This window comes from Micromonospora sp. CPM1, from assembly GCF_023896895.1.
In the GTDB taxonomy this organism is placed as follows: Bacteria; Actinomycetota; Actinomycetes; order Mycobacteriales; family Micromonosporaceae; genus Micromonospora; species Micromonospora tulbaghiae.
Genome location: NZ_JAMHIU010000014.1, coordinates 159,009 through 184,034 on the forward strand (window position 1 = coordinate 159,009; position 25,026 = coordinate 184,034).

The 25,026-nt window shown below is 73.3% G+C and carries 26 protein-coding genes; 19 read left to right on the forward strand and 7 right to left on the reverse strand.

What is annotated here, in order from left to right; genetic code table 11:
- Positions 1-106: 106 nt before the first annotated feature.
- The 13 genes from M8C11_RS18970 to M8C11_RS19030 all read left to right on the forward strand — a co-directional run bounded on the left by M8C11_RS18970 (position 107) and on the right by M8C11_RS19030 (position 9,633).
- Entirely contained in the window at positions 107-484 is a 378-nt protein-coding gene (locus M8C11_RS18970; protein WP_252451557.1) for a hypothetical protein, read from the forward strand.
- Positions 485-569: 85 nt separating this feature from the next.
- Positions 570-1,208, forward strand: a complete 639-nt coding sequence (locus M8C11_RS18975; protein ID WP_252451558.1) for a DUF4178 domain-containing protein — start codon at positions 570-572, stop codon at positions 1,206-1,208.
- 1 nt (position 1,209) lies between these two features.
- Positions 1,210-1,704 carry a DUF2617 family protein gene (locus M8C11_RS18980; protein ID WP_135242707.1) on the forward strand — a complete coding sequence of 165 codons (495 nt, stop codon included), beginning with the start codon at positions 1,210-1,212 and terminating at the stop codon, positions 1,702-1,704.
- Positions 1,701-2,126 (forward strand): DUF4247 domain-containing protein, encoded by a 426-nt coding sequence (locus tag M8C11_RS18985; protein WP_120572372.1) that lies wholly within the window; start codon positions 1,701-1,703, stop codon positions 2,124-2,126. Before M8C11_RS18980 ends, M8C11_RS18985 begins: the two co-directional genes overlap by 4 nt.
- 31 nt (positions 2,127-2,157) lie before the next feature.
- Positions 2,158-2,580, forward strand: coding sequence for a DUF350 domain-containing protein (locus tag M8C11_RS18990; protein ID WP_030269725.1), 423 nt, complete (start codon positions 2,158-2,160; stop codon positions 2,578-2,580).
- Positions 2,580-3,353, forward strand: coding sequence for a hypothetical protein (locus M8C11_RS18995; protein WP_252451560.1), 774 nt, complete (start codon positions 2,580-2,582; stop codon positions 3,351-3,353). Before M8C11_RS18990 ends, M8C11_RS18995 begins: the two co-directional genes overlap by 1 nt.
- The gene (locus M8C11_RS19000; protein WP_252451562.1) at positions 3,350-4,918 is read left to right on the forward strand and encodes a polyamine aminopropyltransferase; all 1,569 of its coding nucleotides are present in this window, start codon (positions 3,350-3,352) and stop codon (positions 4,916-4,918) included. The genes M8C11_RS18995 and M8C11_RS19000 overlap by 4 nt, the downstream gene beginning before the upstream one ends.
- Before the next feature lie 64 nt (positions 4,919-4,982).
- Positions 4,983-5,981 (forward strand): hypothetical protein, encoded by a 999-nt coding sequence (locus M8C11_RS19005; protein WP_252451632.1) that lies wholly within the window; start codon positions 4,983-4,985, stop codon positions 5,979-5,981.
- A gap of 67 nt (positions 5,982-6,048) precedes the next feature.
- Positions 6,049-6,828 (forward strand): hypothetical protein, encoded by a 780-nt coding sequence (locus M8C11_RS19010; protein ID WP_252451564.1) that lies wholly within the window; start codon positions 6,049-6,051, stop codon positions 6,826-6,828.
- 72 nt (positions 6,829-6,900) lie between these two features.
- Positions 6,901-7,698, forward strand: coding sequence for a hypothetical protein (locus M8C11_RS19015; protein ID WP_252451566.1), 798 nt, complete (start codon positions 6,901-6,903; stop codon positions 7,696-7,698).
- Complete coding sequence (locus M8C11_RS19020) at positions 7,695-8,504, forward strand: SDR family oxidoreductase (protein WP_120572366.1); 810 nt, start codon at positions 7,695-7,697, stop codon at positions 8,502-8,504. Before M8C11_RS19015 ends, M8C11_RS19020 begins: the two co-directional genes overlap by 4 nt.
- 154 nt (positions 8,505-8,658) lie before the next feature.
- A complete protein-coding gene (gene pyrE, locus M8C11_RS19025; RefSeq protein ID WP_091413808.1) occupies positions 8,659-9,198 on the forward strand; it encodes an orotate phosphoribosyltransferase in 540 nt (179 codons plus the stop codon).
- A 57-nt stretch (positions 9,199-9,255) separates the two neighbouring features.
- Positions 9,256-9,633, forward strand: coding sequence for a helix-turn-helix transcriptional regulator (locus M8C11_RS19030; protein ID WP_007454255.1), 378 nt, complete (start codon positions 9,256-9,258; stop codon positions 9,631-9,633).
- A 173-nt stretch (positions 9,634-9,806) separates the two neighbouring features.
- Here the strand turns inward: M8C11_RS19030 and M8C11_RS19035 are convergent, their stop codons facing one another.
- The 3 genes from M8C11_RS19035 to M8C11_RS19045 form a co-directional block, all read right to left on the reverse strand.
- Positions 9,807-10,589 (reverse strand): DedA family protein, encoded by a 783-nt coding sequence (locus M8C11_RS19035; RefSeq protein WP_374668701.1) that lies wholly within the window; start codon positions 10,587-10,589, stop codon positions 9,807-9,809.
- Between the two features lie 80 nt (positions 10,590-10,669).
- Positions 10,670-13,186 (reverse strand): polynucleotide kinase-phosphatase, encoded by a 2,517-nt coding sequence (locus tag M8C11_RS19040; protein WP_252451578.1) that lies wholly within the window; start codon positions 13,184-13,186, stop codon positions 10,670-10,672.
- The gene (locus M8C11_RS19045; RefSeq protein ID WP_252451582.1) at positions 13,183-14,697 is read right to left on the reverse strand and encodes a 3' terminal RNA ribose 2'-O-methyltransferase Hen1; all 1,515 of its coding nucleotides are present in this window, start codon (positions 14,695-14,697) and stop codon (positions 13,183-13,185) included. Before M8C11_RS19045 ends, M8C11_RS19040 begins: the two co-directional genes overlap by 4 nt.
- A 119-nt stretch (positions 14,698-14,816) precedes the next feature.
- On the opposite strand from M8C11_RS19045, the gene M8C11_RS19050 reads away from it, so the two are divergent.
- Both M8C11_RS19050 and M8C11_RS19055 read left to right on the forward strand, forming a co-directional pair.
- On the forward strand, positions 14,817-15,299 hold the full coding sequence (locus M8C11_RS19050; protein WP_091414070.1) for a SigE family RNA polymerase sigma factor: 483 nt from the start codon (positions 14,817-14,819) through the stop codon (positions 15,297-15,299).
- Positions 15,299-16,348 (forward strand): LCP family protein, encoded by a 1,050-nt coding sequence (locus M8C11_RS19055; RefSeq protein WP_252451585.1) that lies wholly within the window; start codon positions 15,299-15,301, stop codon positions 16,346-16,348. Before M8C11_RS19050 ends, M8C11_RS19055 begins: the two co-directional genes overlap by 1 nt.
- Positions 16,349-16,360: 12 nt before the next feature.
- Here the strand turns inward: M8C11_RS19055 and M8C11_RS19060 are convergent, their stop codons facing one another.
- Positions 16,361-16,573 carry a hypothetical protein gene (locus M8C11_RS19060; protein WP_091414081.1) on the reverse strand — a complete coding sequence of 71 codons (213 nt, stop codon included), beginning with the start codon at positions 16,571-16,573 and terminating at the stop codon, positions 16,361-16,363.
- A gap of 138 nt (positions 16,574-16,711) precedes the next feature.
- Between M8C11_RS19060 and M8C11_RS19065 the strand changes: the two genes are divergently transcribed.
- Both M8C11_RS19065 and fbaA read left to right on the forward strand, forming a co-directional pair.
- Positions 16,712-17,095, forward strand: coding sequence for a phage holin family protein (locus M8C11_RS19065; protein ID WP_120572361.1), 384 nt, complete (start codon positions 16,712-16,714; stop codon positions 17,093-17,095).
- 162 nt (positions 17,096-17,257) lie between these two features.
- Complete coding sequence (gene fbaA, locus M8C11_RS19070) at positions 17,258-18,280, forward strand: class II fructose-bisphosphate aldolase (protein ID WP_252451596.1); 1,023 nt, start codon at positions 17,258-17,260, stop codon at positions 18,278-18,280.
- Between the two features lie 54 nt (positions 18,281-18,334).
- Here fbaA and M8C11_RS19075 read toward each other — a convergent pair whose 3' ends face one another.
- A complete protein-coding gene (locus tag M8C11_RS19075) occupies positions 18,335-19,549 on the reverse strand; it encodes an LOG family protein (protein WP_252451597.1) in 1,215 nt (404 codons plus the stop codon).
- Positions 19,550-19,811: 262 nt separating this feature from the next.
- Between M8C11_RS19075 and M8C11_RS19080 the strand changes: the two genes are divergently transcribed.
- A complete protein-coding gene (locus M8C11_RS19080; RefSeq protein ID WP_091414087.1) occupies positions 19,812-20,240 on the forward strand; it encodes a DUF3151 domain-containing protein in 429 nt (142 codons plus the stop codon).
- Between the two features lie 49 nt (positions 20,241-20,289).
- Here M8C11_RS19080 and M8C11_RS19085 read toward each other — a convergent pair whose 3' ends face one another.
- Positions 20,290-22,389: a chromosome partitioning protein gene (locus tag M8C11_RS19085; protein WP_252451598.1), complete on the reverse strand. Its 2,100-nt coding sequence runs from the start codon at positions 22,387-22,389 to the stop codon at positions 20,290-20,292.
- A gap of 74 nt (positions 22,390-22,463) precedes the next feature.
- Positions 22,464-23,462: an acylglycerol kinase family protein gene (locus M8C11_RS19090; RefSeq protein ID WP_252451600.1), complete on the reverse strand. Its 999-nt coding sequence runs from the start codon at positions 23,460-23,462 to the stop codon at positions 22,464-22,466.
- 121 nt (positions 23,463-23,583) lie between these two features.
- Between M8C11_RS19090 and M8C11_RS19095 the strand changes: the two genes are divergently transcribed.
- Complete coding sequence (locus M8C11_RS19095) at positions 23,584-24,873, forward strand: adenylosuccinate synthase (RefSeq protein ID WP_120572356.1); 1,290 nt, start codon at positions 23,584-23,586, stop codon at positions 24,871-24,873.
- The last annotated feature ends 153 nt before the right edge of the window (positions 24,874-25,026 follow it).

Consider the following 25,026-nt stretch of genomic DNA (forward strand, 5'->3'; position numbering starts at 1 on the left):
GAGGCGCCGGCGGGGACACAAACTCCTTGATCAACGGGGAGGGCGAGGGGAGAACCAGGGTGGGCGGCAGGGGTGAGGGGTTGGTGGGGTGGGCACATAGTGGGGCATGAGCGGGAGCTGGGAACGGGAACTGGACGCGGCCGTGCGGGAACTCGACGGTGCGGACACCCTCGCCTTCGGCGGGGTGGGGCTGGCGGGGCAGATCCTGCCCGCGACCGAGGCGTACCGGACGCTGGAACAGGGGTTGCGGGAGCACCCGGAGGCGGCCCGTAAGCGGATCGACAGGTTGCTCCGCAAGGGCTCACCGGCCGGCCGGGCGTACGCGGCGACGCTGCTGGAAGCGGTCGACCCGGCCGCCGGGCGGGACGCCTGGGCGCGGCTGCGCGGCGACGACGGTGAATTCACCACGTTCTCCGGTTGCCTCATGGGTCGCGCCACGCTGGGCGAATACGCCGCCGAGCGGCTCACCGGCGGCGCACGGTAACTGAGCGCACACTCAGCGAACAGGACTTCATCAGGCGTGCGTGCGGTTGTTACCGTTCCCGCCGAGCACGTTGGGGGAGGCGGTCGTGAACGGTTCGTTGGCGTACGTGGTGACCACGCTGGGGTGCCTCGTCGGGGTGGCCGGTGTGGTGATCGCCGTCATCGCGGTACGGAAGTCCCGATCGGCGTCGCGCCCGAAGACGAAGGCGGCGCCGGGTGACCCGTTCCGGGACCGGGACGCCGACGCGCTGCGGGGTGACCCGCGCGCGCTCAAGCCCGGCGACATCGTCGAGATCCGCACGGTGCCGTACACCGTGCGCGGCTCGGTGCACCTGGTCGAGGGCGGGTGGAGCTGGGCGGAGCACCTGCTCGACGACGCGGGCGGCGTGAAGCGCTGGCTCTCCGTGGAGACCGACCCGGACGTGGAGATGGTGCTCTGGACCAGCGAGCCGGGAGCCACCGTCACGCCGGGCGCCCCGACGCTGGAGATCGCCGGCCGCCGCTACAACTGGGACGAGTCGGGCCAGGCCCGGTACACCGCTACCGAGGGCACCGGCCTCGACCCGCACGGCACCATGCGCTACTACGACTACCAGGCACCCGGCGGCGCACGGCTGTCGTTCGAGGCGTACGGGGAGGCCGGCTGGGAGGTCAACCTCGGCGAGGAGCTGCGCCGCGCCGAGGTGATGATCTACCCGCAGGGCGGCCCGGACACGGTGCGCTGACGTGCTCGTCTGTCTGGACGCGCCCTACGTCGACACCAGCGCCGCCGACCTGAGCCTGGCCCTGGGCGGCCCGGAACTGCCGGCGCTCGCCGTACGCGACATCGACCTGCCCGGCCTGCCCCGACTGCGGCTGCGCCTGCTCGGCGCCTCCCACCAGGTCGTGCTCGGCACGCTCACCGAGACGGTCGCCTGCCTGCCCGGCCGCCCGCCGCACCTGCCCGGCACGCTGCACGACGAGACGGCCGGCTACCGGTTCCTCGCCACAGTGCTCCGGCCGGAGGGCGACGGCCTGCGCACCCGGGTCGCGGCGCTGCGCGCCGAGCTGGCCGAGGACCCGTACGCGCTGATCGGCGTCTTCCCCGGCGACGAGGACGCGGTCACCGCGCTCTCAGTCCGGCCCCGCCCGCCGGACGGCGCGCTCGCCTGGCGCACCTGGCACGCCTACCCGCAGACAAACGAGCTGGTCCTGACCGAGACCGTGGTGGAGGAGCTGTGACGTACCGACGGTGGTTCGTGGTGGGCGTGGCGGTCGCCGTCATCGGCGCGCTCATCGCCGCCTTCACGATCTTCTACGGCAACTTCTCGCCCCGGGGCTACGTGGAGGACAACTTCTCCCGCGCCACCGGGCGGGACATCGGCTCGAACGCGATCGCGTACACCTCGAACAAGGCGCCGAGCGACGTGTCCAAGCAGATCACCGACGCCTGGAAGCCGGCCGACCAGTACGTCGACGGCAGCGGCGTCTACCTGCGCTACGACGACGACTCGGTGGTCATCCTCCCGCTCGCCGTCGGCTCGGTGATCCTGCTGGAGAAGATGACCACCGCCTACCCCCGGTACCACAGCGTCGTCGGCAACAGCTGGGGCTGGGGCCGAGGCAGCACGGTCCGGGGCGGCGGCCCCGGTTCCGGCAAGTAGCCCCTCCGACCCCCTCACCCTGGAGTCTTCTGTGCAGCATCTCGTCACCGACCTGCTGGTCACCCTGGCCTACGGCGCGGTCGGCGTCGTCCTGATGGCGATCGGCTACGTCCTGGTCGACCTGGCCACCCCCGGCAAGCTCCACGAGCTGATCTGGACCGAGCGCAACCGCAACGCGGCGCTGCTGCTCTCGTCCAACCTGCTCGGGGTGGGCACGATCGTGGTCGCCGCGATCGTGGCCAGCGACGACGACTTCACGCTGGGGCTGGTCGGCGCCGCCGCGTACGGCATCCTCGGTCTGGTGATCATGGCGGCGGCGTTCGTGCTGCTCGACGTGGCCACCCCGGGCAAGCTCGGTGAGTTGCTCGTGGACCCGGAGCCGCACCCGGCGGTGTGGGTCTCCGCCACCGTGCACCTCGCCACCGGCGCGATCATCGCGGCCGCGATCATCTGATGAGCGGCAAGCCCGCCAAGCACCAGGTGGGGAAGGACAAGCGCACCCAGACGGTGATCTGGTCCGTGGTGGTGGGGGTCGTGGTGGTCGTCTGCGCCATCGGCGCGTTCAGCGGCGACTCGGACACCTCCGTCCCCGCACCGGCGGCCGACGAGCGCTCCGGCACCGTGCCGATCCTCCGCGCCGCCGCCGACAGCCAGGGCATCTGCTACGGCTGGGAACTGCTCGACGTGTACGACGAGGTGAGCGTCGGCTCCAACCTCGGCGACGGCACCACAGTCGTCGACGCGCCCGGCTGTACGCGCTGGCTCGCGGTCTCCGCCAACGTCAGGTACACCTCGTCGAGCAGCGAGTCGGAGGACTCCGCCACGATCCGGATCAAGGGCTCGGACGACATCGAGTTCGCCGACCTCGCCGCGATCGAGACCCGGCTGGGCCGCTTCGGGCTGGACGAGGACGCGTTCGTCGACGATCCGGGCTGGGCCGTCACCCGGGCCGCCACGATCCTGCCGCTGCTCGCCGCCGAGCGCGGGCTCGCCGAGCCGGCCGCGACGCCCACCGCCGCGCCGTCGACAGCCGCCGCCCCGCTGCCGGACGCCGGAAACGACTTCTGGCGGGACCGCTGGATCTACGTCCTCAGCTCGATCGGCCTGTTCCTGCTCGCCGCGCTGTTCCTCGCGGTGGGCGTGCGGCAGCGCCGCAACCACCGGGTACGGGTGCCCGCGCAGCGCGCCGGGGCGGGAGCCGCCGGACGTACCCGGAGCAGACGGTGACCGCCGACGTGGCCGCACGGCCGCGGTGGCGCCTGGCCCGCGCGGCGGTCCTGCTCGCGGTCTTCGTGTGCGCGGCCTGCGGCCTGGTGTACGAGCTGGCGCTGGTCGCGCTCGGCAGCTACCTGATCGGCGACACGGTCGGTCAGGCGTCGATCGTGCTCGGCGTGATGGTCTTCGCGATGGGCGTCGGCGCGCTGGTGGCGAAGCCGTTGCAGTCCCGGGCGGTGGTGTCGTTCGCGGTGATCGAGCTGACGCTGGCACTGCTCGGCGGTCTGTCCGTGCTCGGGCTCTACGCCGCGTTCGCCTGGCTCGACCTGTACGGCCCGGCGCTCGTCGGCACCGCGTTCGTGCTCGGCCTGCTGATCGGCGCGGAGATCCCGCTGCTCATGGTGATGCTGCAACGCATTCGGGAGCAGTCGGCGGGCAGCGCGGTGGCCGACCTGTTCGCCGCCGACTACGTGGGCGCGCTGCTCGGCGGGCTGGCCTTCCCCTTCCTGCTGATCCCGGTCTTCGGCCAGCTCAAGGGCGCGCTCGTGGTGGGCGCGGTGAACGCCGTCGCCGGGGTGGTGCTCGTCTTCACCGTGTTCCGCGCCGACCTCAGCCGGCGGGCGCGGGCCGCGCTGGGCGCGGCCACCATCGTGGTCGGCCTGCTTCTCGGGTACGCGTGGGTGACCGCCCACGACTTCGAGGTGACCACCCGCCAGCAGCTCTACCGCGATCCGGTGGTGCACGCCGAGCGCAGCCGATACCAGGAGATCGTGCTGACCCGCTCGGTGCGCGAGCCCGGCCACTCCGACACCGACCTGCGGCTGTTCCTCAACGGCGACCTGCAGTTCAGCTCGATCGACGAGTACCGCTACCACGAGGCGCTCGTGCACCCGGCGATGCGCGGGGCGCACGGCGACGTGCTGGTGCTCGGCGCCGGGGACGGGCTGGCCGCGCGGGAGATCCTCAAGTACCCGGACGTGCGCTCGGTGACGCTCGTCGACCTCGACCCGGCTGTGGTCGAGCTGGCCCGCCGCGAGCCGCAGCTGCGTGAGCTGAACCGGGAGTCGCTCACCGACCCCCGGGTACGCGTGCTCAACCTGGACGCGTTCGCCTGGCTGCGTACCGCCACCGACCGCTTCGACGTGGTGATCGCCGACCTGCCCGACCCGGACGAGACGGCCACCGCGAAGCTCTACACGATCGAGTTCTACACGCTGGTCCGGCCGGTGCTGGCCCCCGGCGGGCGGCTCGTCGTGCAGTCCGGGTCGCCCTACTTCGCGCCCCGGTCGTACTGGTCGATCGAGCGGTCGGTGCGCGAGGCGGGCTTCGCCACCGTGCCGTACCACGTCGACGTGCCGAGCTTCGGCGACTGGGGGTTCGTGCTCGCCGCGCCGGGTGACGTCGCGCCGGAGCTGGCGCTGCCGGCCGATCCGCCGCCGCTGCGGTTCCTCACCCCGGAGGTGCTGGCCGCCGCCGGCACGTTCCCCGCCGACCGGGCCCGGCTCGACGTGCCGGCCTCCACGCTGTTGCGGCCGAGGGTGCTGGACTACGCCCGCGAGGAGTGGCGGGGCTACTAGGTTTCGGGACATGCCACCCGAATCGCCGCGCCACCGACCGGGCATCGGCTGGCTGGTCCGCCGGCTGCCGACCCGGGCGGTCGAGGCGGCGTCCTACCTCCAGGCGTTCGTGCTCTCCGGCGTGGTCACCGTGCTGGCCGTGCGGGCGTACCTGAAGGCCACCGACTATCCGCAGCTCGGTGGCGGCGGGCTGCACATCGCACACGTCCTCTGGGGCGGCCTGCTGCTCGCCGTCGGCCTGGGCGTCCCGCTCGTCTTCCTCGGCGGCGGCGCCCGCACCGGCGGCGCGGTGATCGGCGGCATCGGGTTCGGGCTGTTCATCGACGAGGTGGGCAAGTTCGTCACCACCGGCACCGACTACTTCTACGCCCCCGCCGCCGCCATCATCTACGTCGCGTTCGCGCTGCTGGTCCTGCTCACCCAGGCGGTACGCGGACGCACCGGCCGGTCCCGGCTGACCCCGGCCGAGCGCACCGCGAACGCGCTGGACATGGTGCTCAGCGGCCTGCCGGGCGGGCTGACCGATCGCCGCCGCATCGCCGTGCTGCGGCTCGTACAGGGCACCGGACCGGCCACCGAGACGGCGATGGCGCAACTGCTGGACGCCGTACCCCATCGGGAGCCGCCGCCGGTGCCGCTCTGGCAGCGGGCGGCGGACCGGGCCCGGCGTCTCGCCGTCTGGGCGGCCGGACGCCGCTGGCTGGTCTGGCCGGTGGTGGTCTACCTGGTGGTGGAGCCGGTGCTCACGGTGGTGGCGGTGTTCGTCGACGGCGTGACCGGGAAGCTGGACCAGGAACGGGAGTGGGGCGCGGTGCTCGGCGTCAGCGCCACCGCGCTCGTCACCGCCGTGCTCGGCCTGTGGGCCGCCTGGCTGCTGCGCCGCAACCGGACCGAGGCGTTCCGCCTGTTCAAGCTGGCGCTGCTCGTCGACCTGCTGTTCGGGCAGGTCTTCAACTTCACGGTGAACCAGTTCGGGGCGGTCTCCGCCGTCGCGCTCGATCTCGCGCTGCTCGGCGTGGTCACCGCCGAGCACCGCCGGTTGCGGCGCGCCGCCGAGAGGTGAGCCGTTCCGGCGTGCTGAGCTGGTCGAAGATCGCTACGGTGGGCTTCTGATCCAGGAAGGGAGAATCATGGTCGATGCTCCGGGCACCCCGCCCCGCACGCGTCCCGGCGTGGTGACGCTCTCCAGTTGGCTGCTCATCCTCGTCGCCGCGATCCAGGTACTGAACCTGATCGTGGCACTGAGCGTCGTCGGCAAGATCCGCGACGTTCTCACCGACGCGTACGCGGGTACCTCGGCTGAAGGTGCCGCCGACATCGCGTACGCGTTCAGCATCATCACGGCGGTCGTGTCGCTGCTGATCGCGGCCGGACTCGTCGTCCTCGCGCTGCTGAACAACCGGGGCAAGAACGGCTCCCGGATCACCACCTGGGTGCTGGGCGGCATCCTGTTCTGCTGCACCGGCGGCGGGCTGCTGACCGGTCTCACCGGCGGCATGACGGGCGGCGGCACCACCACCGGTGACGTGCCCAGCTCCGAGGAGATCCAGCGCCGGCTGGAGGACGCGCTTCCGTCCTGGTACACCCCGGTCAACCTGCTGCTGGGCCTGGTCGCGCTGCTCGCCCTGCTGGCCGCGCTGATCCTGCTGGCGCTGCCGAAGGCGAACGAGTTCTTCCGCAAGCCCAAGGCCGGCTGGGAGCCGCCGGTGCCCGGTGGCGCCTACCCGGCGTACCCGTCGCACCCGGGCCAGCCGGGGGATCCGGCGTACCCGTCGTACCCGCCGGCTCCCGGCACGCCGCCGTCGACGCCCGGCGGTCAGCCGCCGTCCGCGCCGGGTGGTCAGCCGCCGTCCGCGCCCGGTGGTCAGCCGGGTGAGCGCCGCGACCCGGAGCCGCCATCCGGAAGTTGACGTCCGGATTACAGCGACGCCGACGATCCCTCCGAGTAGGTTGCAAGCCGACGCCTACCGGAGGGATCAGTCGTGTCGTACCCCGATCGGGCCGCACCCCGCCGGCCGGGCACTGTCCTCGCCGCGGCGGCGCTGCTGCTGGCGATGGCGGTCGGCGCCCTGGCGTACGCGGTGGCCAACCTGGCCGTCGGCGGTGGCACGGTGGACCGGTTCCGGGACGCGGCGGCGGAACGGACCGGCGCGAGCGGTGGCGACATCGACCAGGTGGCCGGCCTGCTGCGCGGCTCCACAGTGCTGGCCGCCGTGCTCGGTGTGCTCGCGGCGCTGCTGCTCGTCGGGCTCGCGCTCGGCCTGCTCGCCGGTCGTTCCGGCGCCCGCACGGCGACCTGGGTGGTCGCCGGGACGGGCCTGCTCTGCGGTTGCTGCGGGCTGGCGGTGCTGGTCGGCCAGCGAGCCGCCCCGCTGCGGCTCGGCGCGGACGACCGGATCACCGCCGACCTGCTGGGGCTCGTCGGCGACGCCTACCCGTCCTGGTGGATCCCGGTGAACGCGACTCTGTCGGTGGCGCAGATCCTCGGCTACCTGGTGGTCGCCGCGCTGCTCGCGCTGCCGTCGTCCGGCGCGTTCCTGCGCCGCCGCACCGCGCCGCTGCGGCTGTCCGGCTACGGCTCGACCGTGTCCGGCGCGGCCGCCCCCGGTCCGACGCCCTGGGGACCGCCGCCCGGCCTGAACCCGCCCGCATCCGCCCCACCGGCCTCCGCGCCGCCCGCCCCCGGCCCGTCGCCGTACGAGCGGCCCGCGCCGCCCCCGTCCGCACCGCCCGCGCCGCCGCCGGGTGGGTTCCCGCCGCCTCCCGAGGACCGCCGATGACAGGTGACACCGACCCCTCCCGGCGCCGTGCCCTGGTCACCGGCGCCAGCCTGGGCATCGGCGAGGCGTTCGCCCGCCGGCTCGCCGCCGACGGCTGGGACCTCGTCCTGGTGGCCCGGGACGCCGCCCGGCTGGACGCGCTGGCGGCCGAGCTGACCGGCCGGCACGGCGGCGACGCCGAGACGATCGCCGCGGATCTGTCCACCGAGGACGGATGTGCGGCGGTCGAACGACGGCTCACCGCCGGTACGCCGATCGAGCTGCTCGTCAACAACGCCGGCATCAGTCTGAACACGTCGTTCGTCCGCTCGTCGGTGGCGGACGAGGCGCGGCTGGTCCGGCTCAACGTGCTCGCGGTGCTGCGTCTGACCCATGCCGCCCTCGGTCCGATGATCGAGCGAGGCCGCGGGGCAGTGATAAATGTCTCTTCCGTTGCCGGCTTCGGTGTCCCCATGCCGGGATCCACGTACTCGGCCAGCAAGGCGTGGGTGACGAATTTCAGTGAATCGATCGGCCAGTCCGTCGCGCCGCTCGGCGTGCGCGTGATGGCGCTCTGCCCCGGCTACACCCGAACCGGAAATCACGAACGGGCGGGCATCGACATGTCCCGCCTGCCCGCCTGGGCCTGGCTGCGAGCCGACGATGTGGTTGCCGAAGGGCTGCTTGACCTGCATAAAGGTAAGTTCGTGAGTGTCCCGGACTGGAAGTACAAGGTGGCGGTGGCCGGGCTGCGGTACGCGCCGAAGCGCCTGCTGCGCGGCTTCCGGCGGGACAGCCGGGGTGCGGTCGGCCGGCAGGGCGGCTGACCGGCGACCACCCGTACGCGGGCCGGTACGGCGGCCGGCCGGGATGGACGGTCGCACAGCGTAGCCGCTCCTCGCCACCCGCCCGTCGCTCGCAGGGTTGACCAGGGCAGACCCGAAACACGGCGCTCAGACTTGCGAAGTACGCTCTTGGGCCATGGGCGACCACGACGACCTGCGCAAATTCATCACTGACCTAGCTGTGGTGCACGGCCGGGTGGTGCTCTCGTCGGGCCGCGAGGCGGACTGGTACGTGGATCTGCGTCGCGTCACGCTCCATCACGAAGCGGCTCCGTTGATCGGCCGGGTCATGCGTGACCTCACCGCCGACTGGGCGTACGACGCGGTCGGTGGGCTGACCCTGGGCGCCGATCCGGTGGCCGCCGCCATGCTGCACGCCTCGGCGGGCACCGGTCGCGCGGTCGACGCCTTCGTGGTCCGCAAGGAGGGCAAGGCCCACGGTCTCCAACGCCGGATCGAGGGGCCGGACGTCTCCGGGCGGCGGGTGCTCGCGGTCGAGGACACCTCCACCACCGGTGGAAGTGTGTTGACGGCGGTCGAGGCATTGCGTGAGGCGGGGGCCGAGGTGGTGGGTGTGGCGGTTATTGTTGATCGAGGTGCCGGCGACACGGTGCGAGCCGCCGGATTGCCCTATCGGGCGGCCTATACGTTGGCTGACCTCGGCCTTGTGGCGTAAAAGTTTGCCGATTCGGATCTGCTGATATGCAGGCGGATCGATGCTGCTGGTGGAAGGATGGAATACGTGGGAACTGCGTTGGCTGAAATGACCATGCCTCAGATCTCGCCGCTTGCCGGCGAGCCGATCGAACGCGCCGACGCCGAGCGGCTTGCGGGGGTCCTCAAGGCCCTCGCTGACCCCGCCCGGCTGCGGCTGCTCAGCCTGATCCAGTCGGCTCCCGAGGGGGAGGCGTGCGTGTGTGACCTCACCGCGCCGCTCGGCCTCTCGCAGCCGACGGTCAGCCACCACCTGCGAATCCTCACCGAGGCCGGCTTGCTGGAGCGGGAGAAGCGCGGGGTCTGGGCGTACTACCGGCTGGTGCCGTCCGCGATCGCCACGATCGCGGATCTGCTCACCCCGCCGCGGAAGCGGGCCACCAAGAAGGCTCGCTGAAACCTTTCGGGCCGGCCCGAGCGAGGGTCGTCCCGACCGGGTGACCGGTGGCGTGCGAGGGGTGGCGCCATCAGCGCACGGTGACGGCTGTCGTCGTCCGTGTGACCCGGCGAGATCAGTGATGTCGAAGGCCGGTCCTCGTCCGAGGGCCGGCCTTCGGCGTCCGTACGCGCTCAGCGGCGGTGCTGCCCGCCGTCTCCGTGCCCGGGCCGGTGCTCCTCGATGCTCTCCCGGGCTGCCTCCACAGTGCCGGCCACCGTCGCCGCGGTGATGACGGCGACCGCCTCGCCGCGCTTGCGCGCCCGGCGGTCGCGGAGGAACTCGAAGAAGATCGGCAGCACCGAGATCACGATGATCAGCGCGACCACCGGCAGGATGTACCTGTCGATCTTGTCGCCGATGGCGTCGTAGATCTGGCGGGCCAGCAGGTAGCCGATCAGCAGGATGCCGTCCACCCAGAGGATCGCGCCCACCACGTTCCACACGAAGAACTGGCGGGCCGACATGCCGAGCACCCCGGCCACCGGGTTGAGGAACGTCCGCACGATCGGGATGAACCGGGCCAGCACCACGGCCTTCGCCGGGCCGAACTTCTGGAAGTAGTACTCGGCCTTCTCCACGTACTCCCGCTTGAACAGCCGGGAGTTGGGCTTCTCGAACATCCGGCGGCCGTACCGGGCGCCGAGCCAGTGCCCGAGCTGGGCGCCGGCGATCGCGCAGAGCGGACCGCCGATCATCAGCCCGGCCAGGGACAGGCGGGTGCCGTCGCCGAAGATGGCGTCGGCCACCGGGGAGGCGGCCACCCCGGCCAGGAACAGCAGCGAGTCGCCGGGGAAGAAGAAGCCGACGAGCAACCCGGTCTCGGCGAAGAGGATCACCCAGACGCCGATCATGCCGAAGGTGTGGATGAGGTCCTTCGGATCGAGCGGGTTCAGCGCCACGCTCTCGGAGAACATCCGGGTCTTCTCTGCTGTGTCCACGGCCACACAGGGTACCCCGGCCCGGTCCGGCATTTCGGCCGGACCGGGCGTCCTCGTCAGAGGCGGGGGTCGACCGGCTCGGACTCGCAGGCGAGGATCGCGAACACCAGCTCGTGGCGGCGCCAGAGCGGAGCGTCCTCGGCCAGCGCGTCCAGGGCGGCCAGGCCCAGGCCGTGCTCCCGCAGGGCGAGCCCGCGCTTGCGTCCCAGCGAACGGCGGCGCAACGCGGCGAGCTGCGCCGCTTCGGTGTACCCGGGACCGTAGATGATCCGCAGGTACTCCCGCCCCCGGCACTTGATGCCCGGCTGGAGCAGCGAGCCCTTCGGCGACCGGGCGGCCAGGCCCGCGTACGGCTTGACCACCATGCCCTCGCCGCCGGCCGCGGTGAGCGTCAGCCACCACTCGGTGGCGTCGGCCACCGCCGACTCGTCGGCCAGGTCCACCACCCGCCGCCGGGTCGGGGTGAAGAACTCCGGGTCGGCGGCGCAGAGCCGGTCGGCCAGCGCCAGGTGCCAGCCGTGGTCGCGGTCGGCGTAGCTCACCCCGGCCCCGGCCAGCACCGCGAACGGCGCCAGCGTCACCCCGCGCAACCCGTCGGTCGGTCGGACGTACGCCCGGTAGGCCGCCGAGTAGGCGGTGACCTCGGCGGCCCGCCCGGCCATCCGGTCGCGCAGCGCGTCCACCGGCAGCCCGCGCCCGGCGGCGGTGTCCAGCGCGGCGAGCGCCGCCGGCAGGGCGGCCCGCCCGGCCGCGCCGACCCCGGCGTACTGCTCGCGGATCAGCCCGCCCGCCTTCGCCGACCAGGGCAGCAGCTCGGCGTCGAGCAGCAGCCAGTCGGTGTCCAGCTCGGCCCAGAGGCCGGCGGCGGTGACCGCCGCGCGCACCCGGGCCAGCAGCTCGTCGTCGAGCGGCGGGCCGAAGAACGGCCTTCCGGTACGGGTGTGCACCACGCCGCCGCCGAAGCGGCCCGGCTCCCGCTCCACGAGCACCACCGCCCGCGAGCCCATGTGCTTCTCCTCGCAGACCACCCGGTCGACGCCGGCCGCGCGGTAGTCGGCGAACGCCTCGGCCGGGTGCTCCAGGAACCCGTCCACTGTCGACGTCGAGCAGGGCGCCATGGTCGGCGGCAGCCACACCAGCCGGCCCGGGTCGACCGCGAAGCGGCTCATCACCTCCAGCGCGGCGGCGGCGTTCTCGGCCGGCACGGTCAGCGACCCGTACGCGTGGGTGAGGTGCCGCCGCCCGGTCACGTCGGCCAGGTCCAGCACGGTGTCCGGACGCGCGGGCGCGACCGGGACCAGCGGACGGGCCGGGGCGTACCACTCCTTCACCGCCGGAACGGCCACCAGTTCCTTCTCCGGGTAGCGCAGCGCGGTGAGCTGCCCGCCGAACACGCAACCGGTGTCCAGGCAGATGGTGTTGTTCACCCACTCCGGCTCGGGCGTCGGCGTGTGCCCGTACACGACCATCGCCGAACCCCGGTAGTCCCGCGCCCACGGGTAGCGCACCGGCAGGCCGTACTCGTCGGTCTCCCCGGTGGTCTCGCCGTAGAGCGCGAACGACCGCACCCGGCCGGACGCCCGCCCCTGGTACGCCTCCTTCAGACCGGCGTGCGCCACCACCAGCCGCCCGCCGTCGAGCACGTAGTGGCTGACCAGGCCGTCGATGAACGTCTCCACCCCGGCGACGAACTCCGGCGGCTCGGCGGCGAGCTGCTCCATCGTCTCGGCCAGGCCGTGGGTCAGCCGGACGTCCCGGCCGCGCAGCTTGCGCAGCAGCTTCTGCTCGTGGTTGCCCGGCACGCAGATCGCGTGGCCGGCCGCCACCATGCCCATCACCAGGCGCAGCACGCCGGGCGAGTCCGGGCCGCGGTCCACCAGGTCACCGACGAACACCGCGGTACGCCCCGACGGGTGCGCCGCGTCCACCGGGCGGCCCGCGTCGTCGTGCCGCAGCACGTAGCCGAGCCGGGACAGCAGCGCCTCCAGCTCGGTTCGGCACCCGTGCACGTCCCCGACCACGTCGAACGGGCCGGTCAGTTCCCGCCGGTCGTTGAACAGCTTCTCGTAGCGGACCTCCGCGGCGTCGATCTCCTCCACCCCGCGCAGCACGTGCACCTTGCGGAAGCCCTCACGGGCCAGCCGTCCGTACGACTGCCGCAGGTCGCGGCGCATCCGGTTGAGCACCTGCCGGCCGTGCGTCCGGTCGGCGCGCGCCTCCGTACGCTCCCAGGCCACCGCCTCCGGCACGTCCAGCACGATCGCCACCGGCAGCACGTCGTGCTCCCGGGCCACCCGGATCAGCCCGGCGCGGGCGTGCGGCTGGAGATTCGTCGCGTCGACCACAGTCAGCAGTCCCCGCCGCAGCCGGATGGCGGCGACGTGGTGCAGCGCGTCGAACGCGTCGGCGGACGCGGACTGGTCGTTCTCGTCGTCGGCCACCAGGCCGCGGAACGTGTCCGAGGAGAGCACCTGGCTGGGCGCGAAGTGCCGCCGGGCGAACGTGGACTTGCCGGAGCCGGAGACGCCGACGAGTGCCACCAGTGCCAGCTCGGGGATGTCCAGGACGGTCATCGGTTCGTCGCCTCCTTCCGGTCGTTGCTGTCGTTCCGGTCGCGCCGTTCGTCGCGGTCGCGCCGTTCGTCGCGGCCGGCGCGCTCGTCGCGGTCGGCGCGGGTGAGCACCGCCATCTGGGTCGGCGTGCCCACCTCCGGGTCGTCGTCGCCGACGCCGCCGAGCACCGCCGTGTAGCCGTGCGCCGCCGCCACCCGGTCCACCCAGGCGGCGAACTCCGCCCGGGTCCACTCGAACCGGTGGTCCGCGTGCCGGAACCGGTCCGGCCCCAGCCCCTCGTAGCGCACGTTGTACTCGACGTTCGGGGTGGTCACCACGACCGTGCCGGGCCGGGCGTGACCGAACACGGCGTCCTCCAACGCCGGCAGGCGCGGCGGGTCGAGGTGCTCGACGACCTCCATCAGCACCGCCGCGTCGTACCCCCGGAGCCGGTCGTCCCGGTAGGTCAGCGCGGACTGCCACAGCCGGATCCGGTCCCGCTGCCGCTCCGGCAGACGGTCCAGGCGCAGCCGCCGGGCGGCCAGGCCGAGCGACCGGTCCGACACGTCGACGCCCACCACCTCGGTGAACCGCCGGTCGGCGACGAGCGCGGTGAGCAGCGCGCCGCCACCGCAACCCAGGTCCAGCACCCGACTCGCGCCGCTGTCCCGCAGCGCGGTGAGCACCGCCTCCCGCCGCCGTACCGCAAGCGAGGCGCGGCGGACGTCCTCCACCGCCGCGACTTCTCCGGTGGCGGGCTCGATGCTGTCGTCGGCGGGCGGCTCGTCGGCCAGCCGCAGCTCGGTCAGCCGGGCCATCGCCTCGCCCGCGAGCGCGCGCCGGTGCGCCAGGTAGCGGCGCGTGATCAGGCCCCGCTCCGGGTGACCGGCCAGCCAGCCGGCGCCGGCGCGCAGCAGCTTGTCCACCTCGTCCGGGGCCACCCAGTAGTGCTTGGCGTCGTCGAGCACCGGCAGCAGCACGTACAGGTGGTTGAGGGCGTCCGCGAGCCGCAGCGTGCCGGTGAGCGTCAGGTCGACGTAGCGGCTGTCACCCCACTCCGGGTACGTCTCGTCGAGCGGAATCGGGGTGGCCGTCACGGTCCAGCCAAGCGGGGCGAAGATCCGTACCGCCAGGTCGGCGCCGCCCCGGCAACGCAGCACCGGCACCCGTACGGCCAGCGGGATCGCGCTCGCGGCCAGCTCGGGACGGTCGCGCGACTCGCCCCGCAGGGCGGAGCGGAACACCTTCGCCAGCGCCGACGAGAGCAGGCTCGACGCCGCGTACGGGCGGTCGTTGACGTACTGCCCGAGCGCGAAGCCCTCCGGCGCCCGGTTCTTCCGGCCGCCGCCCAGCTTGAGCGGATCGACCTCCACCAGCAGCGCCGCGGTGCAGCGCGCCTCGTCCGCCTCCGGGTAGAACACATGCGCGGCACCGGCGGGCAGGTCGAAGCTCTGCACGCGGTCCGGATGCTTCACCAGGAGGTGTCCGAGGTCGGTCGCCGGGCGATGGGTCGTGGTCAGGGTCAGCAGCACCCATCGATGATCTCGTGATCGCCTGGTTCCTGTCGCGGGGGTTTCCGGGGGCGCCCGGCCCGCGCCGCAACGTTCCGGCCGCCCGGGACCGTCCATGGATCGGGACACCGGGAGGTGCAGTGACGTACGAGGAGTTCGCCGACGCGCGGTTGGGTGCCCTGCTGCGGTACGCGGTCATGCTGACCGGGGATCCGCACCAGGCCCAGGACCTGGTGCAGGAGACCATGGTCCGGGTCCAGCTCAACTGGCGGCGGGTGGCCCGCACCGACGCCCCGGAGCGGTACGTGCGCCGGATGCTCACCAACCAGTTCATCGACTGGCGGCGCGGATCGTGGGCGCGGCGGGTGCTGCTGCGCGGCGAAGCGGACCAGTCGGTGCCCGCGCCGACCGACCACGCCCAGTCCGCCGTGGACCGCGACCAGATCCGGTCGTGGCTGTCCCGGCTGCCCCGGCGGCAGCGCGCCGCGCTGGTGCTGCGCTACTACGAGGATCTGCCGGACGGGGAGATCGCCGAGATCCTCGGCTGCGCCGTCGGCACCGTCCGGTCCAGCATCTCGCGCGCGCTGGCCACCCTCCGAGCCGAACTCGTGGAGGTCTGCTGATGATCGAGGACGAGCTGCGGGCCGCCTTCGCCCGCATCGAGGAGTCCACCCCGCCCGTCGGCCCGGTCCGGGCCGCCGTCGACCGGGCGGTGATCACTCGCCGTCGGCGCCGCCGGCGCGTACGCCTGGCCGGCACGGCGCTGGCGGTCGCGGCCGTCGCCCTCGTCGGTTTCACGGCGATGGCGCCCCGGCCACCGGCGCCGACGGCGGCGCCCGCGCTCCCCACGCCGGTGCCGGAGCCCACCGGCGCGCTGAACCTGCTGCTGCTCGGCGTCGACCAGCCGGCCGGCAGCCGGCGCGCCGACTCGGTCCTGCTGGTGCACCTGCCGGCCGACCGGAGCCGGCTCTACCTCGTGTCGCTCCCGCGTGACCTGCTGGTGCCGTCGCAGGGCGGGACGGAGAAGCTCAACGCGACGTTCTCCCGGGCTGCCGGTTCGGGCACCGACCTGGCCGCCGGCTACCGGACGACCCGCGAGGCGGTCGCCCGGCTGACCGGGGTACGCGTCGACGCCGGCGCGGTGCTCACGTACCCGGGGGCGCGTGAGCTGACCGACGCGGTCGGCGGTGTGCCGGTCTGCCTGCCGGAGCCGGTGCGCTCGGTGCACACCGAGCGGCGTTTCCCGGCCGGATGCCAGCGGCTGGACGGCGCGGCGGCGGTGGACCTGCTGCGGCAGCGGTACGGCCTGCGCGACGGCGGGCTGGACCGGGACCGCAACGCGGCCCGCTACGCCGCCGGCCTGCTCCGCCAACTGCGGGAGCAGGGGACGGTGACCGACCCGGCACAGCTCGGCCGGCTGCTGCTGCGGGTCGGACCGGCCGTCACGGCGGACACCGGCGACCTGTCGCTGCCGGCGCTGGTGGCCGCGAGCGGCCGCGCTGCCGCCGCCGAGCCGGTCGGGCTCAGCTTTCCGGTGGACTTCGACGACTGGACAGGTCGCGGATTCGAGCCCGATCCGACGCTCGCCCCGGGTTTCCTGGACGCGTTGCGCGCGGATCGGCTGGCCCAGTGGGCCGCCGCCCACCCGGACCGGGTCACCGCCCTGCGGTGACCGGGTGCCGGGTCAGCGGTAGTCGTCCTCGTCGGCGGTGACGACGCGGGCCTGCTCCATGGCGTCCCAGTCGTCGACCTCCATGCCCCGGTGCGGCTCGCCGTCGGTGTCGTCCGGGGTCACTGTGGTGGCCTGCTCGACCGCGTCGGCCGGCTCGGCCTCCAGATCCCGCTCCTCCGGGGCGAGGTGGTCACTGGGGGCGAAGTCCTCGTCGGGCTGACCCATCGTCCCTCCCTGTTCTCCGTGCGGGCATCGTCCCCACCACCGTACGGGCTGCTCCGGGCCGCCGCTGGGTGGCGGGCGGAACGGCGGAGTCGGCGATTGTCCCGCTCCCGGCGCGCGGCCGGTGCCAGGATGGGAGGCATGGGCTTCCTGATCCGACTGGCGATCACCGCGGTCGCGTTGTGGATCGCGACGCTGATCGTGCCCGGAGTGGAGGTGAGCGGCCGTAACACCGGCAACAACGTGCTCACCCTGGTCGTGGTGGCACTGGTCTTCGGTGTGGTCAACGCGGTGCTCAAGCCGCTCATCAAGGTGTTCGGCTGCGTGTTCTACCTGCTCACACTCGGTCTGTTCGCGCTCGTGGTGAATGCGCTGCTGTTCCTGCTGACGGACTGGATCGCCGGGGTGCTGAAGCTCCCGTTCCACGTGGACGGCTTCTGGGCCGCCTTCTGGGGCGCCATCGTGGTCGCGGTGGTGAGCTGGCTGATCAGCGTCGTCGTACCGGACCGGCTGGAGAATCGGTGAGCGGCGTCCGGGCCGGTTGTGCCCCCCTCGCGCTCCTACGGGATACTGCCCGCGGTGGACAGCGCGGTCCGGCGCAACCGTGGACGTGAGCGACCGGAACGGTCGCGCCCATGGAAGACAGCGGCCTGCACGGCCGAGAGCGGTAAGTAAGGAGCGTTCGACATGCCCATCGCTTCCCCCGAGGCTTACGCGGAGATGCTGGACCGGGCCAAGGCCGGCCGGTACGCGTACCCCGCGATCAACGTGACCTCCTCGCAGACGCTGAACGCGGCGCTCAAGGGCTTCGCCGACGCGGAGAGCGACGGCATCATCCAGGTCTCCACCGGCGGCGCGGAGTACCTGTCCGGCCCGTCCGTGAAGGACATGGTGACCGGCGCCGTGGCGTTCGCCGCGTACGCGCACGAGGTCGCCAAGAAGTACCCGGTGAACATCGCGCTGCACACCGACCACTGCCCGAAGGACAAGCTGGACAAGTTCGTCCGGCCGCTGATGGCCATCTCGCAGGAGCGCGTCAAGGCCGGCCAGGAGCCGCTGTTCCAGTCGCACATGTGGGACGGCTCGGCCGTGCCGGTGGCGGAGAACCTGGAGATCGCCGAGCAGCTCCTCACCGAGGCCGCCAAGGGCAAGATCGTCCTGGAGATCGAGGTCGGCGTCGTCGGCGGCGAGGAGGACGGCGTCGAGAACGCCATCAACGACAAGCTCTACACCACCGTCGAGGACGGCCTGGCCATGGTCGACGCGCTCGGCCTGGGCGAGAAGGGCCGCTACATGGCGGCGCTGACCTTCGGCAACGTGCACGGCGTCTACAAGCCGGGCAACGTCAAGCTGCGCCCCGAGGTGCTCAAGCAGATCCAGGACGCGGTCGGTGCCAAGTACGGCAAGGACAAGCCGCTCAGCCTGGTCTTCCACGGCGGCTCCGGCTCGCTGCTCTCGGAGATCCGGGAGGCGCTGGACTACGGCGTGGTGAAGATGAACATCGACACCGACACCCAGTACACCTTCACCCGCCCGGTCGCGGACCACATGCTCCGCAACTACGACGGCGTGCTGAAGGTCGACGGCGAGGTCGGCAACAAGAAGATGTACGACCCGCGCGTCTGGGGCAAGGCCGCCGAGGCCGGCATGGCCGCCCGCGTGGTCGAGGCCTGCGAGCACCTGCGCTCCACCGGCACCACCATGAAGTGACGCCTCGCGCGTGAACGGAAGGCCGGCACCCGGACGGGGCCGGCCTTCCGCGTGTCACCCGGCGGTCAGCACCCGGACGGCGTCGCGGACGTCGTCGGTCAGATGGATCGTGTGCGACAGGTCGCCGAACGGGGACGCCGCGAACAGCGGCCGCAGCAGCGACTCCACCGGCAGCTCCGTGGTCCAGTACGTGCGGTCCAGGAAGACGTAAGCCCCGCTCGCCCCGTCGGTGCCGTAGAACGTCTTGGTGGCCGCCTGGAACACCTCCTGCACGGTGCCGGCCTTGCCGGGCGCGAACACGATCCCGCCCCGGGCCAGCCGCAGGATCGTGTCCTCCCGGATGGCGTTGGAGAAGTACTTCGCGATCCGGCCCGCGAACAGGTTCGCCGGCTCGTGGCCGTACAGCCAGGTGGGGATGGCCAGCCCGCCGGACCGGGCCCACTCGGTGCCGGGTGCCGACGGGCGGGGCGACGGCAGCGACGGGCCGTCCGCGTACCGCTTGCGCACCGCCAGCGCCGCTGCCGTGTACCGGTCGTGGTCGGTGAAGTCCGGCGCGACGGCGAGCACGTCGATCGCGGCGGTCAGCTCCTCGGCCGGCCAGGCCGCGAGGAACGCGCCGAGGTTCGCCGCCTCCATCACGCCCGGACCGCCGCCGGTGACCACCAGGCGGTCGGCCCGCGCCAGCTCCCAGCCCAGCACGGCGGCCATCCGGTACGCGACGCTGCCGCGCGGCACGGCGTGCCCGCCCATCACGCCCACCACCGACTGCGGGCCGTGCGCGGACAGCCACGACCGGGTGGCGTCGGCCAGCGCGTTGTCCACGCCGTGGTCGTGCAGACGCTGACCGAGCGCCTCGCGTACGTCCGGCAGCGCGCCGCCGTGCGCCCGGAAGTGCGCGTACACCCGGGTGTCGTACATCTCGGCGAACCCGCCCTCGGCGAACCCGGCGGCCAGCTCGTCGGCGGTGTAGAGGTGCGACGGCTGGGTCGGGTAGGGCAGCCCGGAGAACGGCGGGACCACGTTGGCGCCCCGGCGGACCAGGTCCGCGCCCACCTCGCGGCCGGCGAAGCGGCAGCCCACGAAGAGCGTGCCGGTGACGTCGACGTCGCGCAGGTCGGGGACCGGGTCGAGGTCGAGACGCAGGCCCTGCACGGTCAGCCCGGCCAGGGTGCCCCCGGCCAGCCGCTGCTCGAACGCGGTGCGGGTCTCGATCTCGTTGACGTGGGGCGCGTGCGGCTCGATGACGTCCGCGGGTGGTGGGGTCGGCACCAGGTCATCCTGCCCCCGCACGGCAAGTGCCGAAACCGGGGGCGCGAACGACAGGAGCCCGGCGGGCACGCCGCCGGGCTCCTGCGTAACCGGGTCCTGGGGAGGCTCCGGATCTGTATTTGTAGTGCAAGAACCAGGGCGGCGGCATGGGCCGCGGGTACGTCCGCTCCCGCCGCAGGCGTGACGAAACCCTCAGCCGTTCAGCCAACCGTACGGGCGAGGCCCCTCGCGTACCCGAGGGCGAAGCGGGTTGAATGGGGCGATGCAGAACCTGTTGCCTGAGCCACCGGCCACCCTGCTCCCGACCCACGAGGAGGCCGACGCCGCGCTGGCGGCGGCGGCCGAGCAGGGCACCGACGAGGCGTACGCCGAGGTCGCGGCCCGTTTCCCGACCTACAGCGCGGCCTGGGCCGCGCTGGCCGGCCGCGCGCTCGCCGCGGATCAGGTCGTCACGGCGTACGCGTACGCCCGCACCGGCTACCACCGGGGCCTCGACCAGCTGCGCCGCAGCGGCTGGAAGGGCCACGGCCCGGTGCCGTGGTCGCACAAGCCCAACCGGGGCTTCCTCCGCTGCCTTTACGTGCTGTCCCGCGCGGCGGGGGAGATCGGCGAGGCGGACGAGGCGGCCCGGTGCGCCCAGTTCCTCCGCGACTGCGACCCGGCCGCCGGCGACGCGCTGTCCGGCGACTGACCACTACCGCGACGGCCGGCCCTCTCGGGGGTCGGCCGTCGCGCCCGTCCTACAGCCCTTCCGCCACCGACGCGGCGATCTTCAGCCAGGCGTCCCGGGTGGCGGAGGAGAGCTGCCCGTACCGCAGCGGCTCGCCGGTGTCGATGAGCCGCTCGTACGGCGCCAGCAGCACCGCCCGGGTCCGCGCCGCGAAGTGGGCCTGGATCGCGGGCAGGTCGATCTCCTTGCGTGACGGCGGCATCGAGACCACCGTGACCGCCTGCCGGACCAGCCGCTGCCGGCCGCTCTGCTCCAGGTGGTCGAGCATCCGGGCGGCGGTCTCGGCCGAGTCGTTACGGGCCGACATGGTGACCACGAGCTGATCGGTGGCGTCCATCGCGGCCTGCCAGTTCTGCGCCCGGACGTTGTTCCCCGTGTCCACGAAGATCAGCTTGTAGAACCGGCTGACCACCTCGCGGATCTCCGCGAACGCGGCGGCGGTGAGCATCTCGCCGCCGGTCGCGGACTCGTCCGAGGCGAGCACGTCGAACATGCCCTCGCCCTGCGAGCGGACGTACTGCGACAGGTCACCCACCCGGCCGTGCGGCCCCTGGAACTGGGCCAGGTCGCGCAGCATGTCCCGCACCGTGCGGGCGTGGAAGTCCTGCTGCGCCCGCATGCCGAGGGTGCCCTGGGTCTCGTTGTTGTCCCAGGCCAGCACGTATCCGCCGCGCTTCTGGCCGAACGTCATGGCGAGCAGCAGGATCGCCACCGTCTTGCCGGCGCCGCCCTTCGGGTTGACCACCGTCACCTGGCGCAGGCCGCCGAAGTTGCGGCGGACCATCTCGATGTCGCGCTTCATCTCCTGCTCGTGCCGCCCGGGCGCGAGCCGGACCAGCCCGATCTTGTTGACCACCGCGCGTACGCCCATGGTGGCCACCGGGTCGACCGGCCGGGCCTGGCGGCGGCGGGCGAAGTCCTCGGCGGTCGGAGGCACCGCCTGCTGCGGCGTCCAGCCCTGCTCCGGGTGGGCGGGAGGCTGGTGCGCCGGCGGGGGTGCCACCGGGCCGGACACCGGCGCCTGCGGGGGCACCGGGCCGCCCGGCTGTGGCACGCCGGTCTGGGGCGCCCAGCCGGGCGGCGGGTACCAGCCGGGCTGACCGGGTTGCGGCTGGTACCCGGGCTGACCGGGTTGCGCCTGGTAGCCGGGCGGCGGGTAGCCGTTGCCGTAGGGAGACGGCTGCGCCGGCACGCCCGGCGACGGCGGGAACGGCCCGAGGCGGGGCGGCGGCTCCGGCGCGGGCTCGCCCGCCCCTGCCGGTCCCGTGCCGGATTCCGGCGACGGCTGGGCCGGCATCCCGGCGACAGTGGCCCGGCCCGCGGCGATGCCGTCGGTGGGGAGGGCGTCGGACGGCATGGGCGGTGCCACGGCGGCGCGGCCGGATGCGGTGCCGTCCTCGGGGAGGGCGCCGGACGGTGGAGGTGGTGCCACGGTGGCGCGGCCGGCGGCGGTGCCGTCGGTGGGGAGGGCGTCGGACGGCATGGGCGGTGCCACGGTGGCGTGGCCGGCGACGGTGCCGTCGGCCTGCGCTGCGTCGGACGGCGGAGCCGTGCCGTCGGCGGGATCCGGCGTGGTGGTGGAGTCCGACCCGGCCCGCTGCGGCGGCTGTGCCCACGGCGAGGTGGTCCGTCCGTTCCCGGCGCCCTCGCCGGCAGAACCCGAGCCGGTGGCGGGCGTTGTCGTCGGTGCGGGAGCCGCCTGCGACGCGGACGGGGGCGGGCTCACCGGTGCCGTGGCCGGCGAGCCGGCCGCCGCCGGTACATCAGGCGCCGTCGGCGCACCGGGCACCACCGGTGAGTCGGACGCCAAGGGCCCCGGCTGAGCCGGTGCCGGGCCGGCCGTCGCCCGGGCCTGTGCCGGGCCGGACGTCGCCTGGTCGAGCGTGAACGGCAGGTCCAGGTCGACAGCCGGTGCCTGGGGCGCCGGGACGTCCGTCGCCGCGGGTGTGGGGGCGTCGGCCGGCGGGAGCGGCCAGGGCACCGACGCCCACGGCGGGATCGTGGCCGCCGCCGCGTCGGTCTCCTCCGGCGGCCAGAGCGGCTCGACGTCCCGCTGCGGCACCTGCGGTCGGCCCGGTACGTGGGCCCGGTCGTCGTTCTCGTGCACCACGGTTCCTCCCCATTCCTTCCGCCGAGGATAGGCGGTCCGGCCAGCGCCGCGAGCCGGGTGGGAATCGACCGAGGTCAGCCCGTCCAGACCGCCCAGGCGCCCGGCTCGGTCCACCAGGAGCGCTTGCGGTTCAGCTCGCCCTCGACGCCGTCGTCGAGGAAGGGCACCTTCTCGTCGCGGGGCACCACCGCCACCGCGCGGCCCCGCGCCCGGCGCACCTCCAGCCGGACCTTCTTCCGGCCCAACGCCGACCGGGTCACCACTGGTACGGCGACGCCCACCGTCACCCGGCCGTCGGCCGGATCCGGGCCGCCCAGCAGGTCCACCTCGCCCAGGCGTGCGTACCCGCCCGCGTTGCCGATCGCGCACGCGGTGATCGGCTCGGAACCGTCACTGAGCACCGTGCCGTCGACCTCGACCCGGGCCCGCCAGTGCAGCGGACGGCCGGCGTCGTCGGCGGCGCCGAGCAGCGCCCCGTCGAGCGTCACCGAGCCGCCGTCGTTGCGCAGCAGATCCAGCCGCCGAGCGGTGCCGTCCAGCACCGCGGCGGCCACGCCCGCCGGATCCCGGGGCAGCCCGAGCTGCGCGGCCAGGTCCCGCGCCGTCCCGGACCGGGCCGGATCGAGCGGGAGTACGCCGATCGGGGGCAGGTCGGGCACCGTACGGTTGTCGGCCAGGTCCGCGGGGCGGCGACTCGGCGGCGGAGCGTACCGGCGGACCAGCCGGCGCAGGACGGCGCGCAACTGACCGTCACTGGCAGTGGCGACGATCAGCCGGGTCTTGCCGTCGGAGTCCGGCCAGGTGAGGCCGTCGGCGCGCGGCGGACCGTCGAGGCGGGCCAGCACCTCGTCGATCTCGGAGTCCGACCGGGCGGTCACGGTGGTCACCCGGGCACCCCGGGCGGTCAGCTCGTCCGCGCAGGCCAGCACCGGTACGCGCGGCGTCTCGCAGCGCTCCTCGCCGGTCTCCGCGGAGGTGTCTTCCGCGCCGCCGCAGCAGGCGCCGCCGCTGCCGCAGCCACCACCGGGAGCGTCCCGCTCCGAGCCGAGGGTGAGCAGCACCACGTCGTACACGAAGGAGCCTCCCGCTTTCCGACCAACCCCTGCTGGTCCCGCCGTCACTACTTGTTAGCCTGACACCCCGGGCTCGCTGACCGGTCGCCACCTGGCACCCGAGCCTTCTGGAGGCGAGAAGATGCCAGCGATCGTGCTGCTCGGCGCCCAGTGGGGCGACGAGGGCAAGGGCAAGGTTACCGACCTGCTGGGTGAGCGGGTCGACTACGTCGTGCGCTACTCCGGCGGCAACAACGCAGGCCACACGGTGATCACGCCGGACGGCCAGAAGTACGCGCTGCACCTCATGCCGTCCGGGGCGCTGTCACCGAGCGCGATGATCGTGATCGGCAACGGCGTGGTGGTCGACCCGAAGGTGCTGCTCCAGGAGATCGACGGGCTCGCCGAGCGCGGCGTGGACGTGTCCCGCCTGCGCATCTCCGGCGACGCGCACCTGATCATGCCGCACCACCGGGCGCTGGACCGGGTGGTCGAGCGCTACCTGGGCAGCTCCCGGATCGGCACCACCGGCCGGGGCATCGGCCCCGCGTACGGCGACAAGGTCGCCCGGATGGGCATCCGGCTCCAGGACCTGCTCGACCCGGGCATCCTGCGCAAGAAGCTGGAACTGGCGCTCCGCGAGAAGAACCAGCTGCTGTTCAAGATCTACAACCGCAAGGCGATCGACGTCGAGGAGACCGTCGAGGAGTACCTCCAGTACGCCGAGCGGCTGCGCCCGTACATCGCCGAGACCCGGGTGATGCTCTGGGACGCGCTCGACCGCGGCGAGACCGTGCTGCTGGAGGGCGCCCAGGCCACCATGCTCGACATGGACCACGGCACCTACCCGTTCGTGACCTCGTCGAACCCGACGGCCGGCGGGGCGTGCGTGGGCGCGGGCATCCCGCCGACCGCCATCACCAAGGTCATCGCGGTGAGCAAGGCGTACACGACGCGGGTGGGCTCCGGCCCGTTCCCCACCGAGCTGTTCGACGACAACGGGCAGCACCTGCGCAAGGTCGGCCACGAGTACGGCACCACCACCGGCCGGGAGCGCCGCTGCGGCTGGTTCGACGCCGTGGTGGCCCGGTACGCGTGCCGCCTCAACGGCGTCACCGACCTGGTGGTCACCAAGCTGGACGTGCTGACCGGCCTGGCCAAGGTGCCGATCTGCGTCGGGTACGAGATCAACGGCGAGCGCTTCGACGACATGCCGATGACGCAGACCGACTTCCACCACGCCACGCCGATCTACGAAGAGCTCGACGGCTGGTGGGAGGACATCACCAAGGCGCGGACCGAGGACGAGCTCCCGGAGAACGCCCGCCGCTACATCGCCCGCATCGAGGAGCTGACCGGCACCCGGGTGAGCGTGGTAGGCGTAGGCCCAGGCCGAGAAGAAAACGTCCTCCGCCACCCCCTCCTCCCCTAACCCCCCAGACCCCCTCCCGCCCCTCCCCGCCCCCAGACTGCCCCGTCGATCATGAAGTTGGCGGCTGTTTTGTAGATCCACATCGCCGCTAACTTCATGATCGACGGGATGAGCGGCGGGTGAGCGGCGGGTGGGCGAGGGCGGGCGGGCTGG

Excerpts from the sequence above, each read along its gene's own strand:
- M8C11_RS18970 (WP_252451557.1), top strand. The coding sequence starts at position 107 with ATGAGCGGGAGCTGGGAACGGGAACTGGACGCGGCCGTGCGGGAACTC.
- M8C11_RS18995 (WP_252451560.1), top strand. The coding sequence starts at position 2,580 with ATGAGCGGCAAGCCCGCCAAGCACCAGGTGGGGAAGGACAAGCGCACC.
- M8C11_RS19010 (WP_252451564.1), top strand. The coding sequence starts at position 6,049 with ATGGTCGATGCTCCGGGCACCCCGCCCCGCACGCGTCCCGGCGTGGTG.
- M8C11_RS19020 (WP_120572366.1), top strand. The coding sequence starts at position 7,695 with ATGACAGGTGACACCGACCCCTCCCGGCGCCGTGCCCTGGTCACCGGC.
- pyrE (WP_091413808.1), top strand. The coding sequence starts at position 8,659 with ATGGGCGACCACGACGACCTGCGCAAATTCATCACTGACCTAGCTGTG.
- M8C11_RS19030 (WP_007454255.1), top strand. The coding sequence starts at position 9,256 with ATGGAATACGTGGGAACTGCGTTGGCTGAAATGACCATGCCTCAGATC.
- M8C11_RS19035 (WP_374668701.1), bottom strand. The coding sequence starts at position 10,589 with ATGTTCTCCGAGAGCGTGGCGCTGAACCCGCTCGATCCGAAGGACCTC.
- M8C11_RS19040 (WP_252451578.1), bottom strand. The coding sequence starts at position 13,186 with ATGACCGTCCTGGACATCCCCGAGCTGGCACTGGTGGCACTCGTCGGC.
- M8C11_RS19055 (WP_252451585.1), top strand. The coding sequence starts at position 15,299 with ATGATCGAGGACGAGCTGCGGGCCGCCTTCGCCCGCATCGAGGAGTCC.
- M8C11_RS19060 (WP_091414081.1), bottom strand. The coding sequence starts at position 16,573 with ATGGGTCAGCCCGACGAGGACTTCGCCCCCAGTGACCACCTCGCCCCG.
- M8C11_RS19065 (WP_120572361.1), top strand. The coding sequence starts at position 16,712 with ATGGGCTTCCTGATCCGACTGGCGATCACCGCGGTCGCGTTGTGGATC.
- fbaA (WP_252451596.1), top strand. The coding sequence starts at position 17,258 with ATGCCCATCGCTTCCCCCGAGGCTTACGCGGAGATGCTGGACCGGGCC.
- M8C11_RS19080 (WP_091414087.1), top strand. The coding sequence starts at position 19,812 with ATGCAGAACCTGTTGCCTGAGCCACCGGCCACCCTGCTCCCGACCCAC.
- M8C11_RS19095 (WP_120572356.1), top strand. The coding sequence starts at position 23,584 with ATGCCAGCGATCGTGCTGCTCGGCGCCCAGTGGGGCGACGAGGGCAAG.